The sequence below is a fragment of the Umezawaea sp. NPDC059074 genome (genome assembly GCF_042738955.1).
Lineage (GTDB): Bacteria > Actinomycetota > Actinomycetes > Mycobacteriales > Pseudonocardiaceae > Umezawaea.
In genome coordinates this window covers 41,747-55,549 of record NZ_JBHYHC010000018.1, presented here as the reverse complement: position 1 = coordinate 55,549, position 13,803 = coordinate 41,747, and the positions used below count along the sequence as shown (strand labels likewise).

General features: G+C 70.9%; 11 protein-coding genes. 6 read left to right on the top strand and 5 right to left on the bottom strand.

Annotation, left to right across the window (positions count from 1 at the left end):
- Window positions 1-2: 2 nt before the first annotated feature.
- Window positions 3-707, bottom strand: a complete 705-nt coding sequence (locus ACFWW9_RS11185; protein WP_390374586.1) for a VIT family protein — start codon at window positions 705-707, stop codon at window positions 3-5.
- Window positions 708-744: 37 nt separating this feature from the next.
- Window positions 745-1,530, bottom strand: coding sequence for an intradiol ring-cleavage dioxygenase (locus ACFWW9_RS11180; protein ID WP_390374584.1), 786 nt, complete (start codon window positions 1,528-1,530; stop codon window positions 745-747).
- 86 nt (window positions 1,531-1,616) lie between these two features.
- Between ACFWW9_RS11180 and ACFWW9_RS11175 the strand changes: the two genes are divergently transcribed.
- The 5 genes from ACFWW9_RS11175 to ACFWW9_RS11155 all read left to right on the top strand — a co-directional run bounded on the left by ACFWW9_RS11175 (window position 1,617) and on the right by ACFWW9_RS11155 (window position 10,285).
- Entirely contained in the window at window positions 1,617-2,792 is a 1,176-nt protein-coding gene (locus ACFWW9_RS11175) for an AI-2E family transporter (RefSeq protein ID WP_390374582.1), read from the top strand.
- Between the two features lie 182 nt (window positions 2,793-2,974).
- Window positions 2,975-3,112: a hypothetical protein gene (locus tag ACFWW9_RS11170; protein ID WP_390374580.1), complete on the top strand. Its 138-nt coding sequence runs from the start codon at window positions 2,975-2,977 to the stop codon at window positions 3,110-3,112.
- 32 nt (window positions 3,113-3,144) lie between these two features.
- Window positions 3,145-3,897, top strand: a complete 753-nt coding sequence (cobF, locus tag ACFWW9_RS11165; protein WP_390374578.1) for a precorrin-6A synthase (deacetylating) — start codon at window positions 3,145-3,147, stop codon at window positions 3,895-3,897.
- Window positions 3,898-4,302: 405 nt separating this feature from the next.
- On the top strand, window positions 4,303-8,841 hold the full coding sequence (gene gltB / locus ACFWW9_RS11160) for a glutamate synthase large subunit (RefSeq protein WP_390374576.1): 4,539 nt from the start codon (window positions 4,303-4,305) through the stop codon (window positions 8,839-8,841).
- Window positions 8,834-10,285 (top strand): glutamate synthase subunit beta, encoded by a 1,452-nt coding sequence (locus ACFWW9_RS11155; RefSeq protein WP_390374574.1) that lies wholly within the window; start codon window positions 8,834-8,836, stop codon window positions 10,283-10,285. The genes gltB and ACFWW9_RS11155 overlap by 8 nt, the downstream gene beginning before the upstream one ends.
- A 128-nt stretch (window positions 10,286-10,413) precedes the next feature.
- Here the strand turns inward: ACFWW9_RS11155 and ACFWW9_RS11150 are convergent, their stop codons facing one another.
- Window positions 10,414-11,115 (bottom strand): alpha/beta fold hydrolase, encoded by a 702-nt coding sequence (locus tag ACFWW9_RS11150; protein ID WP_390374572.1) that lies wholly within the window; start codon window positions 11,113-11,115, stop codon window positions 10,414-10,416.
- Window positions 11,116-11,192: 77 nt separating this feature from the next.
- On the opposite strand from ACFWW9_RS11150, the gene ACFWW9_RS11145 reads away from it, so the two are divergent.
- On the top strand, window positions 11,193-11,756 hold the full coding sequence (locus ACFWW9_RS11145; RefSeq protein WP_390374570.1) for a TetR/AcrR family transcriptional regulator: 564 nt from the start codon (window positions 11,193-11,195) through the stop codon (window positions 11,754-11,756).
- On the opposite strand, the gene ACFWW9_RS11140 is transcribed toward ACFWW9_RS11145, so the two are convergent.
- Window positions 11,734-12,540 carry a hypothetical protein gene (locus ACFWW9_RS11140; RefSeq protein WP_390374568.1) on the bottom strand — a complete coding sequence of 269 codons (807 nt, stop codon included), beginning with the start codon at window positions 12,538-12,540 and terminating at the stop codon, window positions 11,734-11,736. The two genes, ACFWW9_RS11145 and ACFWW9_RS11140, sit on opposite strands and share 23 nt — an antisense overlap.
- A gap of 51 nt (window positions 12,541-12,591) precedes the next feature.
- Entirely contained in the window at window positions 12,592-13,737 is a 1,146-nt protein-coding gene (locus ACFWW9_RS11135; protein WP_390374566.1) for a cellulose-binding domain-containing protein, read from the bottom strand.
- Between the last annotated feature and the right edge of the window lie 66 nt (window positions 13,738-13,803).

The window sequence follows — 13,803 nt, the reverse complement described above, 5'->3', positions numbered from 1 at the left end:
GCCTAACCGACCGTGACGCCGAACAGGACGCCCGTGTAGTAGGTGACCACCATCGTCAAGGCCCCCACCACGACGTTCCGCAGAACCGCCCGCCGCGGTTCACCTCCACCGAGCCGCGCGCTGACGAGCCCCGTCACCACCAGGCCGGTCAGCACCGCCACCACGCAGGTCCACACCCGCCACGCCGTCGGCGGAGCCGTGATCGCGACGACCGGCACCAGCGCCCCCAGGGCGAACGACACCAGCGACGCCCACGCCGCCTGCCACGGGCTCGTCAGGTTGTCCGGGTCGATCTGGAGCTCGGCCTCGGCGTGCGCGCGGAACGCGTCCTTGCTCGTCAACTCCCGCGCGACCCGCGCGGCCAACTCCGCCGACAGGCCCTTGTCCTGGTAGATCTCGGCGAGCTCCCGCTCCTCCTCGACCGGCATCTCCCGCAGCTCGCGCCGCTCCAACGCCAGGGCCGCGCGCTCGGTGTCCCGCTGCGTGCTGACCGACACGTACTCCCCACCGGCCATCGACAACGCGCCCGCCACCAGCCCGGCGACACCGGCGGCGAGGATCGTCGTCCGGTCCGTCGTCGCGCCCGCCACGCCGACGACCAGACCGGCCGTCGACACGATGCCGTCGTTCGCCCCCAGCACCCCGGCCCGCAACCAGTTCAACCGGCCCGCGAGGTCGTCGTGATGGGGTTCGCCAGGATGCGCCACGCGGTGATCAAAGCACGCGACCGATCGGTCCGCCGAGCTACAGCCCCACCACGAGCGACGCGGTGTAGCCGGAGACGTCGCCGGTCACGGTGGCGAGCTGGGTGTCGTGGCCGTCGCGGAAGACCATGTCCGTGTCGAGGGAGGTCTTGGCGAGGTTGCCGACGCTCGCGCTGTAGCCGTCGGTGGCGTAGACCTCCTCGCACACGTCCTTCGGGAACGCGAGCTGGGTGGTCTTCACCGGGTCGCCCGCCTTGGTCGCCTCGGCGACGTCCGGGTAGACCTCGAAGTGGATGTGGGGCCACCTGCCGTCGTAGGCGGCCGGGAAGACGCTGGTGAAGGTGACCTTGCCCGCCGAGTCGGTCTCCTGGACGCCGCGCAGGTAGTTCTGGTCGGTGACGCCCCTGGAGTACATCGAGTAGTTGCCGTCGCGGTCGCAGTGCCACAGGTAGACCGCCGCGCCCGCCAACGCCTTCCCGCCGTCCTGGACGGACAGGCTTACGGTCAGCGGCACGCCCTGGGCGGTGCCGGAGGCGCTGCCGAAGCTGGAGCGGATGTCGCTCCGCACGATGCCGCTCTCGGTCAGGATGTTCGGCCCGTTCGAGCCGTCGCCGGGGAACGGCCCCGCGGTCTCGTCCGGGATCTCGGCGACAGCGCCAGCGGCAGCCGTGGCGGAAGCAGAGGAAGGGGAAGAAGTCGAGGGGGCCGCGCAGCCGACGAGGGTGGCGAGGCCCGCGCCGCCGAACAGCGCCAGGACGCGGCGGCGGTTCAGGGTCGCCAGGTCGAACGCGAGGCCTCGGTCGTGGTCCGGTGTGTGTCCGCTCATGGCACTCAGCCTCGCCGACGAAACCCGCTCGTTCCTGTGAGGTCGCTGTAGGTTTTCTGTGCACGTCGCCGGGGCATCCGGGCGACATGCCCGATTCTGCCGCCGACGCGGCGAAAGCCCACCACGACCTGGTGGCGCAGCCCCACGATCAAGAGGACGAGGGGCCCATCGCCGACGCGGAGGCGAAGGCCGAGGCGATGCGCAGCGAGGAGCGCCCGCTGGGCCGTCCCGGCCGCCCCCTCAACCTCCGTTCCCCCTTCTTCGTCGGCATGGTCGGCGCGGCGGGGGTGGCGGTCACCTACGCGCTCACCCAGCTCGTCCTCGGCACGCGGGACGTGCTGGTGCTGATCGGGTTGGCGTTCTTCCTCGCGGTCGGACTCGAGCCGGCGGTGTCGTGGCTGGCGCAGCGCCGCTTCCCCCGTGCCGCCGCCGTGTCGACGGTGCTGCTCACGCTGGTCGCGGTGTTCGTCGGCTTCCTGGTCATGGCGATCACCCCGCTGGTCGACCAGGCCACGCAGTTCGCCGACCGCGCGCCGGACTACCTGCGCGACCTCACGTCCAAGGGCTCGTGGACCGCCGAGCTGAACACCCGCTTCGGCATCCAGGACCGGGTGCAGAAGCTGCTCAGCACCAACCAGGAGACGCTGGTCAACGGGGTGCTGGGCGCGGGCAAGATGGTGTTCGGGGTGCTGACCAACACGATCATCGTGCTGATCCTGACCGCGTACTTCCTGGGCTACCTGCCCGCGATCCGCCGCACGATGTACCGGTTCGTCCCGAGTTCGCGCCGCCCGCGCGCGATCCTGATCGGCGACCAGATGTTCGCCCGGATCGGCGGCTACGTCCTCGGCAACGTGCTGATCTCGCTCGTCGCGGGCGCGGTCACGTTCGTCTGGCTGCTCGTGTTCGGCGTCCCCTACGCCCTGCTGCTCGCCCTCGCGGTGATGATCCTGGACCTCATCCCGGCCGTCGGGGCGACGATCGCGGCGGTCGTCGTCAGCCTGATCGCACTCACGGTGTCACTCCCCGTAGGCATCGCGACCGCCGTGTTCTTCATCGTTTACCAGGCGTTCGAGAACTACCTCCTCGCACCGAAGGTCATGGGACGGGTGGTCCAGGTTCCCGACGTCGTCACCGTCGCGGCCGTCCTCATTGGAGGAACGCTCCTCGGGGTAATTGGAGCCATTGTTGCGATTCCCCTGGCAGCGGCCGTGCTGCTGCTACTCAGAGAGGTTTTGTTCCCCAGATTGGACCGCGCATGACCGCCCGTCTCACCAAACCAACCGTTCGTCGGACGGAGGAGTGAATCGGCGCGGAAGTGGGTAACCCGCCTCGGCGTGCCGCCGATATGGGCGTCACAAGGGCTTGGAGGTGCACCGTGATCGACCATTCCGCGAGATACCAGGTTACCCAGGGTTACCACCGCGCGTGGTTGGTGCCCGCTGTGCTGTTCGCCCTGACGGGCGTGACGAACATCGGCATCGCGATCGCGTCGGCGACCGTGTGGCCCGCCGTGCTCGCCGCCACGCTGCTGATCGCCGCCGCCGGGTGTGTGCGCGGCGCCATCGGCGACCAGGGGTAGCCGAGGGGTCCGGAGCCGGCAGACTCCGGGCCGTGAAGCAGATCCTCCTCATCGGCATCGGCGCGGGCGACCCGGACTACGTCACGATCCAGGCGGTCAAGGCGCTCAACCGGGTCGACGTGTTCTTCGTCCTCGACAAGGGCGAGGTCAAGCAGGACCTGGTGGACGTGCGACAGGAGATCCTGGACCGGCACGTCGAGAGGTCCTACCGGGTCGTCGAGGCGCGCGACCCGGAGCGCGACCGGAGCACGCCCGCGTACGCCGAGGCCGTGCACGACTGGCGCCGCCGCCGCGCGGACGTGTGCGAGGAGCTGATCCGCACCGAGCTGGCCGACGGCGAGACCGGCGCGTTCCTGGTGTGGGGCGACCCGTCCCTCTACGACAGCACGCTCGCCATCGTCGAGGACATCCTCGCGCGCGGCGACGTGGAGTTCGACTACGAGGTCGTCCCCGGCATCACCAGTGTCCAAGCCCTGGTCGCCAAGCACCGCACCAGCCTGAACCGGGTCGGGCGGCCCGTGCAGATCACCACCGGTCGACGGCTCGCCGAGGGCTTCCCGGACGACGTGGACGACGTCGTGGTGATGCTGGACGCGCACAACTCCTTCACCGGTGTCGAGGACGACGTGGACATCTACTGGGGCGCGTACGTCGGGACCCCGGACGAGCTGCTCGTCTCGGGCCCGGTCCACGAGGTGGGCGAGCGGATCGTCGCGACCCGCGCCGAGGCGCGCGAGCGCAAGGGCTGGATCATGGACACCTACCTGCTGCGCCGCCGGACCTGACCCCTGTTTTCGGCGGTTCACCTGCTCGAACCCGCCGACGTGAGCCGTTCGGCGTACCGTGGGCGTCGTTCCATACACCGGGAGAATGTCAACAGGGGGTGGGATTTCCCACGAGCCCTGGACGGACTAGAGCCATAACGACGAATTCACACTATCGTCACAAGACCGGGTCACCCCCGGCGCAGCACCAGGGCGCACCACGATCCGCCATCCGGCCGCGTGCGCAAGCACCACGCAGTGCCTCCCGCACAACGGCGTGCGGTCACCACCTGTAGTTAGCCGACGTTTCGCTGTACCCGCACAGGCCGTGCCCACGACACCTCGTCGTGCTGGGCTCCGGCCACCTCAGTGTGCCCGAACGACGTGTGCCCCTATCAGCGACTAGCCATGGGAGGGCCGCAGGCTGTGACCCACCACAAGCAGCAACCGAGCTCGACACCCGGTCTGTACGACCCGCAGTTCGAGCACGACGCGTGCGGTGTCGCGTTCGTCGCCGATCTGGCCGGACGCCGCAACCACGACATCGTGTCCAAGGCGCTCGTCGCGCTGCGGAACCTCGAGCACCGGGGTGCTCGGGGCGCGGAGCCGGAGACCGGTGACGGCGCGGGGATCCTGATCCAGGTCCCGCACGACTTCTACCGCGAGGTCGTCGACTTCGCGCTGCCGGAGGCGGGTGGATACGCCGTGGGGACGGCGTTCCTGCCCGTGGACCCCGGTGAGCGCGCCGAGGTCGTCGCCGCGATCGGCCGGATCGCCGCCGAGGAGGACGCGGACGTCCTCGGGTGGCGCGACCTCCCGGTCGACACCGAGCACGTCGGGCCCACCGCGGCCACGACGATGCCGCACTTCTCCCAGGTGTTCGTCGCACCGCGCAACCCGGCCGTCGAGGGGCTGGCGTTGGAGCGGTTGGCGTTCGTCGTGCGCAAGCGCGCCGAGCACGCGGCGGACGTGTACTTCCCTTCCCTGTCCTCGCGGACGATCGTCTACAAGGGCATGTTGACCGAGCCGCAGGTCGAGAGGTTCTTCCCGGACCTCGTCGACGAGAGGGTCACCAGCTCCATCGGCCTGGTGCACTCCCGGTTCTCCACCAACACGTTCCCGTCGTGGCCGCTCGCGCACCCGTACCGGTACGTGGCGCACAACGGCGAGATCAACACCCTGCGCGGCAACCGGAACTGGATGGACGCCCGCGAGTCGACGCTCGCCTCGGACGTCATCGACGGCGACCTGTCCCGGATCTTCCCGGTGATCACCCGCGGCGCCAGCGACTCCGCCTCGTTCGACGAGGTGCTGGAGATGCTGCACCTCGGCGGCCGGTCGCTGCCGCACGCCGTGCTGATGATGATCCCGGAGGCGTGGGAGAACCACACCGAGATGGACGCCGCGCGGCGCGCGTTCTACGAGTTCCACGCGACCCTCATGGAGCCGTGGGACGGGCCCGCGCTGGTGTCGTTCACCGACGGCACGGTCATCGGCGCGGTGCTGGACCGCAACGGCCTGCGCCCGGCCCGCTACTGGGTCACCGAGGACGGGCTCGTGGTGCTCGGCAGCGAGGCCGGTGTGCTGGAGTTCGACCCGGCGACCATCGTCCGCAAGGGACGGTTGGAACCGGGCCGCATGTTCCTCGTGGACACCGCGGCCGGTCGGATCATCGACGACGACGAGATCAAGGGCGAGCTGGCCGCCGCGCACCCGTACGCCGACTGGATCGCCGAGGGCCTCGTGGCGCTCGACGACCTGCCGGTGCGGGAGCGCGAGGTGCCGTCGCACGCGTCGCTCGTGGTGCGGCAGCAGGCCTTCGGGTACACCGAGGAGGAGCTGAACGTCCTGCTGCGGCCGATGGCGGCCTCCGGCGCGGAGCCGATCGGCTCGATGGGCAACGACGCCCCGTTCGCGCCGCTGTCGAACAAGCCGCGGCAGCTGTTCGACTACTTCACCCAGCTGTTCGCCCAGGTGACGAACCCGCCCCTGGACTCGATCCGCGAAGAGCTGATCACGTCGTTGCAGACCACGGTTGGCTCCGAGCCGAACCTGCTGCACTCCGACGCGGACTCGTGCAGGCGCATCACGCTGCCGTTCCCGGTGCTGGACAACGACGAGCTGGCGAAGATCACGCACGTCAACGACGACGGCGAGTTCCCGGAGTTCCAGGCCGTCACGGTCCGCGGCACGTACGACGTGCGCGGCGGCGGCGCGGCGCTGGTGGCCCGGCTGGACCAGATCCGCTCCGAGGTGTCCGAGGCCATCGAGGACGGCGCGCGCGTGATCGTGCTGTCCGACCGCGGCGTGACCGCGACGAAGGCCCCGATCCCGTCGCTGCTGCTGACCGGCGCGGTGCACCACCACCTGGTGCGCGAGAAGACCCGGACGCAGGTGGGGCTGATCGTCGAGTCCGGCGACGCCCGCGAGGTGCACCACGTGGCCCTGCTGGTCGGGTACGGCGCGAAGGCCGTGAACCCGTACCTGGCGATGAGCACCGTGGAGGACCTGGCCCGGCGCGGCCTGCTCGGCGACACCGACCCGCACCACGCCGCCCGCAACCTGATCAAGGCGCTCGGCAAGGGCGTCCGCAAGACCATGTCCAAGATGGGCGTCTCGACGGTCGCGTCCTACACCGGCGCGCAGATCTTCGAGGCGATCGGCATCGGCTCGGCGGTCGTCGACGACTGCTTCACCGGCACCACGTCCCGGCTCGGCGGCGTCGACTTCGACGTGCTCGCCGAGGAGGTGGCGAAGCGGCACCGCAAGGCGTTCCCGGCCGACGGGATGCACGCGAGCCACCGCGAGCTGGAGGTCGGCGGGGAGTACCAGTGGCGGCGCGAGGGCGAGGCGCACCTGTTCAACCCCACCACCATCTTCAAGCTCCAGCACTCCACCCGCTCCGGGCGCTACGACGTCTTCAAGGAGTACACGCGGGCGGTCGACGAGCAGTCCGAGCGGCTGCTGACCCTGCGCGGGCTGTTCGCGTTCAAGGAGGGCCTGCGGCCCGCCGTGCCGATCGAGGAGGTCGAACCGGTCTCCGAGATCGTCAAGCGGTTCGCCACCGGCGCCATCTCCTACGGCTCGATCTCCAAGGAGATGCACGAGGTCCTCGCGATCGCGATGAACCGGCTGGGCGCGAAGTCCAACACCGGCGAGGGCGGCGAGGACAACGACCGCTACACCCGTGACGCCAACGGCGACCTGCGCCGGTCGGCCATCAAGCAGGTCGCGTCGGGCAGGTTCGGCGTCACCAGCGAGTACCTGGTGAACGCGGACGACATCCAGATCAAGATGGCGCAGGGCGCGAAGCCCGGCGAGGGCGGGCAGCTGCCCGGCACCAAGGTGTACCCGTGGATCGCGAAGACCCGGCACTCCACGCCGGGCGTCGGGCTCATCTCCCCGCCGCCGCACCACGACATCTACTCCATCGAGGACCTCGCCCAGCTCATCCACGACCTGAAGAACGCCAACCCGGCCGCGCGGATCCACGTGAAGCTGGTGTCCGAGGTCGGCGTCGGCACGGTCGCGGCGGGCGTGTCCAAGGCGCACGCCGACGTGGTGCTCATCTCCGGGCACGACGGCGGCACCGGCGCCTCTCCCCTGTCCTCCCTCAAGCACGCGGGCGGACCGTGGGAGCTGGGGCTGGCCGAGACGCAGCAGACGTTGCTGGCCAACAGGTTGCGCGACCGGATCGTGGTGCAGACCGACGGCCAGCTCAAGACCGGCCGCGACGTCGTCATCGCCGCGCTGCTCGGCGCGGAGGAGTTCGGCTTCGCGACCGCGCCGCTCGTGGTGTCGGGCTGCGTCATGATGCGCGTGTGCCACCTGGACACCTGCCCGGTCGGCGTCGCGACGCAGAACCCGGTGCTGCGCGCCAAGTTCACCGGCCAGGCCGAGCACGTGGTGAACTTCTTCGAGTTCATCGCGCAGGAGGTCCGGGAACTGCTGGCGCAGCTCGGTTTCCGCTCGCTCGTGGAGGCCGTCGGGCACGCCGAGGTGCTGGACAAGCGCAAGGCGATCGACCACTGGAAGGCCGCCGGGCTCGACCTGTCGCCGATCTTCCACGTGCCGGAGCTGCCGCCGCGCGCGTCGCGCAGCCACACCACCAAGCAGGAGCACGGCCTGGAGAAGGCGTTGGACAACACGCTGATCCAGCTCGCCGAGGGCGCGCTGTCCTCCGGCGACCGCGTCCGGCTGGAACTGCCCGTGCGCAACGTGAACCGCACGGTCGGCACCATGCTGGGCTCGGAGCTGACCAAGCGCTGGGGCGGTGAGGGGCTGCCGGACGACACGATCGACATCACCTTCACCGGCACGGCGGGCCAGTCGTTCGGCGCGTTCCTGCCCAAGGGCATCACGCTCCGGCTGGTCGGCGACGCCAACGACTACGTCGCCAAGGGCCTGTCCGGCGGGCGGGTCGTGGTCCGGCCGGTGGCCGACGCGCAGTTCGCGGCGGAGCAGAACATCATCGCGGGCAACGTGATCGGCTACGGCGCGACCAGCGGCGAGGTATTCCTCCGCGGCCGGGTCGGCGAGCGCTTCTGCGTCCGCAACTCCGGCGCGCTGGCCGTCGTCGAGGGCGTCGGCGACCACGGCTGCGAGTACATGACCGGCGGCCGGGTCGTGGTGCTCGGGCAGACCGGCCGCAACTTCGCGGCGGGCATGTCCGGCGGCATCGCCTACGTGCTGGACCTGCTGCCGCAGCGGGTCAATCGTGAGATGGTCGACCTCGACCGGCTCACCGACGACGAGCGCGAGTTCCTGCGCGAGGTCGTGGCGCGCCACCACGCGGAGACGGATTCCGCCGTGGCGCGGGGATTGCTGGCGGACTGGGACGTGGCCGCGGCGCGGTTCACGAAGGTCATGCCGAAGGACTTCAAGCGGGTGCTGGCGGCGCGGGAGCAGGCCGAGCGCGAGGGCCGCGACGTCAACGAGGCGATCATGGAGGCCGCTCATGGCTGACCCGAGGGGTTTTCTCACCACCGAGCGCGAGGTGCCGACCACCCGGCCGGTGTTCCTGCGCCTCAAGGACTGGCGCGAGGTCTACGACGAGTTCGAGGGCGGTCGGCTGGAGAAGCAGGCCGGGCGCTGCATGGACTGCGGCATCCCGTTCTGCCACCAGGGTTGCCCGCTGGGCAACCTCATCCCGGAGTGGAACACGCTGGTGTGGCGGCAGGACTGGCAGAACGCCAGCGAGCGCCTGCACGCCACGAACAACTTCCCGGAGTTCACCGGGACGCTCTGCCCCGCTCCCTGCGAGACCGCGTGCGTCCTCGGCATCAACGACGACCCGGTGACCATCAAGCGCGTCGAGATCTCGATCGTCGACCGGGCGTGGGACGAGGGCTGGGTGACCCCGCAGGTGCCGGAGGTCCGCACCGGCAAGAAGGTCGCCGTCGTGGGCTCCGGACCGGCTGGGCTGGCCGCGGCGCAGCAGCTGACCCGCGCGGGCCACGACGTCGTGGTGCTGGAGCGGGCCGACGCCATCGGCGGGCTGCTGCGGTACGGCATCCCCGAGTTCAAGATGGAGAAGTGGCGGCTGGACCGGCGGCTCGACCAGATGCGGGCCGAGGGCACCGAGTTCCGAGTGTCGGTCAACGTCGGGGTGGACGTCACCGTCGAGGAGCTGCGCTCCGAGTACGACGCCGTCGTGCTGGCGGGCGGGGCCACGGCGTGGCGCGACCTGCCGATCCCCGGCCGCGAGCTGTCCGGCGTGCACCAGGCGATGGAGTACCTGCCGCCCGCGAACAAGGTGGCGCGCGGCGACCTGGAGCGGTCGCCGATCCACGCGGAGGGCAAGCACGTCGTCGTCATCGGCGGCGGCGACACCGGCGCGGACTGCGTCGGCACGGCCCACCGGCAGGGCGCGGCGTCCGTGACCCAGCTGGAGATCATGCCGAAGCCGCCGGAGACGCGGGCCGCGACCAACCCGTGGCCGACGTACTCGATGATCTACCGGGTCTCCTCCGCGCACCAGGAGGGCGGCGAGCGCGTCTACGCCGTGTCCACGGTGGAGTTCCAGGGCGACGAGGACGGGGCCGTCCAGTCGCTCAAGCTCGTCGAGGTCGCCTTCGAGGCCGGGAGGTTCGCGCCCGTCGAGGGCACCGAACGGGTCATCCCGGCCCAGCTGGTGACCCTGGCCATGGGCTTCCTCGGACCGGAGAAGTCCGGGCTGGTCGAGGAGCTGGGCGTCGAGCTGGACGCGCGCGGCAACGTCGTGCGCGACCGCTCGTTCGCCACGACCGTCGACGGCGTGTTCGTCGCGGGCGACATGGGCCGCGGCCAGTCGCTGATCGTGTGGGCCATCGCGGAGGGCCGCTCGGCCGCCGCGGGCGTCGACGCGTACCTCACCGGCCGCGACCTGCTCCCCCGCCCCATCGAGCCGACCGACCGCCCGATCGCCTGATCAGGCGAAGAGCCCTCGAAGCCAATGTCGTCTTCGGGGGCTCTTCGGTTTTCGGGAAGGACCAGTCGCCTTCGGCGGCTTTCCGAAGGCTTCGCCTTCGGGAGCCAACGTCGTCTCCGAGGGTTTTCCTATGCCAGCTTCAGCAGCAGGTCGGTCAGCTCACGCGGCATGGTGATCATGCAGTCGTGGCCGGTGGCCAGCTCGAACACCTCGTCCGACGCGGGCACGGCGCGGCGCTCGATCCCCTCGGGTTTGCCGACGGTGCAGTGGACGTGCGTCCGCGGGATCGTCCTCACGGCCGGGTTGTCCAGGTGGGCGGGCTGCTGGAGGCAGAGGACCGGCTGGTCCGACAGCATCCCGCGCAACCAGGCCACGTCGTCCGGGTCGGTCACCCCGAACAGGCCCGCGGGCGTCTCGGGCAGCGGCGGGACCCGCCACCCGCTCTCCGACGCCAAGGCCTGGTCGATCAGCGCCTGGCTGAACGGGATCACGTCGGCCGCGGTCTCGCCGTCCTCCGGGACCATCGCGTCGAGGAAGACCAGCCGCCCGATCCGCTCCGGCACCCGGTTGGCGACCGACGAGATCACCAGCCCGGCGTAGCTGTGGCCCACGAGCACCACGTCGGTCAGGTCCTCGTCCTCGACCAGCCGCACGACGTCGTCGACGTGGGTGTCCAGGCCCACGTCCGGGCCGAGCAGGTGCGCTTGGTCGCCGTAGCCGGTCAACGTGGGCGCGTGCACGCTGTGGCCCGCCGATTCCAGCAGCGGAACCACCCGGTCCCACGCCCGTCCGCTGTGCCAAGCGCCGTGTACCAGCACGAATGTCGTCAAGGTGCTCACTCCCCATAAACGGGACACTGTCCCGTTTGACGATATGGGACACTGTCCCGGTTGGCAAGGAGGACGGTGTGACGAGCAAGCGGGCGGACGCGCGGCGCAACGAGGAGACCCTGCTCGCGGCGGCCGCGGCGGTCTTCGTGCAGGCGGGCGTGGAGGCGCCGATCCGGGCCATCGCGGCGGAGGCGGGCGTGGGCACGGCGACGATCTACCGCCACTTCCCCACGCGGGCGGACCTGATCGTGGCGGTCTACCGGCACCAGGTGGAGTCACTGGCCGACGCGGAGTCCGCGCTGCTGGCCGCCGGTCCGAGCCCGTACGCCGCGCTGGAGCGGTGGGTGGACCTGTTCGTCGACTTCGTGGTGACCAAGCAGGGGCTCGCCGTCGTGCTCCAGTCCGACGACCCCTGCTTCGACCCGCTCCACTCGTACTTCCTGGACCGGCTCGTGCCGGTGTGCGGTCGGCTGCTGGAGGCGGCGGCCGGGTCGGGCGAGATCCGGGCCGGGCAGGACGCTCACGAGCTGATGCTCGGGATCGGCGGGCTGTGCGCGGGGTCGGGCAAGAGCTCCCGCTACGACGCCCGGCGGATGGTCGCGACCCTCGTGGCGGGGCTCAGGCCGTCCAGACCCAGTTGACCCGCTCGTACAGGACCTCGAAACCGACCCTGGTCATGTTCTCCAGTGACGGGTTGCGCGTGCCCTCGGCGGGCTTGCCGGTCTCCGCGCTGAGCGCGGTGCGGCCCGCGGCGGTGGCGTCGGCGATCCGCCGGGCCAGGAACGCCGACTGCGCGCCCCGGCCTCGGTGGCTGGGCAGGGTCGCCGCGCCGGCGAACTCGGCGGCGTCGCCGTCGACGAACAGCGTCGCGCCCGCCACCAGCCGGTCGCCGTCCCACGCGCCGTAGGCGGTGATGCCGGGGTGGCCGAGGGACGCGGCGAACATCGCCTGGTAGCCGTCCAGGGGCATCCCGAACCCGGCGAGCAGCACCGCGGCCCACTCGTCGGCGTGCTCGGGGCCGACGACGTCGATCCGCAGCGAGGTCTCCACCGGGGGCACCGCGGAGCCGTTGTGCGCGAGCTTGACCCACGTCGACCCAGCGGTGATGCCCTGCTTCGCGCGGATCTCGTCCCAGTCGGCGGGCAGCACGGACGGGGCGAGCTGGAGCACCGCGCGCTGGTTGCCCTGCTCGCGGTAGAAGTCGCAGACCTCGGCGACCACGTCGGCGGTCAGCGGCTCGGTGAACCCGAGCGCCTTGCTCCAGTACCGGGTCGGGTCGTTGCGCATCGACAGGGCCACGCCGCCGCCGATCCGCAGGGTGGCGATGCCGAGCGACTCCACGACTTCGGCGGGCGCACCCGACTCCAGCGCGAAGTTCGACTCGGCCTCGACACGTTCGACAGCGGCACCCACGGAGATCGACACCCCACCGATACTAGGCCGTTCGAGTGACGGTGGGGTGGCGCGTTGTCGCCATCAGCACCCGATCGCGGAGCCGCTGATCACCACGTCGTCGTACCAGAGCGTGTCGGAACCCTCGCCGTAGCTCTCCCAGCCCAGGCGCAGGTCGACCGGTGCGGGCCGCCACCCGGACCGGGCGAGCCACTGCTGGTCGACGTCGGGCGTCGCCACACCGTCCACCTTCAGGCCGGTGATCTCGCGGGAGTCGAGCCACGTCCGCAGCCCTCCCGCGCGGTCGACCTCGAACTCCACGCAGTTCCACTGGTTGACCGGCAGCGGCACGCTCAGCGCCACGCCAGCCGGGCTCTGCGCGGGCAGCGTGGCGTCGTCGGACTCGCGGTTCCACTGCAACGCCTGGTTCTGGCCGCCGAACCGCAGGTCGCGGCCGTTGTCGGCGGAGTCCTTCAGCGCGGCCGTGGTCACGTGGCTCGCGGGGAGGAGCGTGGTGTGCCGCAGGTAGTACCGGACCCGCAGGACGCCGGTCGACGTGACCGCGGTGCCGAAGAAGACGTGGTTGCAGTAGCCCGCCTTGCCGTCCACGCGGACCGAGCGCGAGCCGCCGTGCGCGACGGCGGTGTCCACCGAGACCGTGCCCGCGCCGGTGCAGTTGGCCGCGCCCACGGTCCAGCGGCCGCCGGGCGTCGACCCGGTCTGCTGCTCGAAGTCGTCGCAGACCGCGCCGGACGGGCAGGTGCCGGGCTGGGGCGGGGTGGTGGTTGTCGTGGTCGTGGTGGTGGTCGTCGTGGTCGTCGTCGACTGGCCGTTGCAGGCGACGCCGTTGAGCGCGAAGTCGACCGGGGTGTCGTTGGTGCCGGAGAACGTGGCCTGGAACCCGAACTGCGTGCTGCCGCCCGTGGCGAGGGCGCCGTTGTGGGCGGCGTTCTTCGCGGTGACCTGCTTCCCGGACTGGCGCACGTCCGCGTTCCACCCCGAGGTGATCTGCTGGCTGCCGGTGTAGGTCCAGGTCACCGTCCACGCGGTGACCGGCGCGCCGTTGTTGGTGACGCCGACGTTGGCGGTGAACCCGCCCGACCACTGGTTCGGCTGGTACGTGACGACGCACGCGGGCGCCGCGGAGGCGGCTTGGCCGCCCACCAGCACCAGCGCACCGACGGACACCCCGGCGAGCAGGGCTGCGAGCACTCGCGACAACCTTGGCACGGTGACTCCTCAGAGTTCTGGGAACGCTCCCAGACACAGACCGTAACGGAGTCCGCGCGAGAAGGG

Excerpts from the sequence above, each read along its gene's own strand:
- ACFWW9_RS11175 (WP_390374582.1), top strand. The coding sequence starts at position 1,617 with ATGCCCGATTCTGCCGCCGACGCGGCGAAAGCCCACCACGACCTGGTG.
- ACFWW9_RS11180 (WP_390374584.1), bottom strand. The coding sequence starts at position 1,530 with ATGAGCGGACACACACCGGACCACGACCGAGGCCTCGCGTTCGACCTG.
- ACFWW9_RS11155 (WP_390374574.1), top strand. The coding sequence starts at position 8,834 with ATGGCTGACCCGAGGGGTTTTCTCACCACCGAGCGCGAGGTGCCGACC.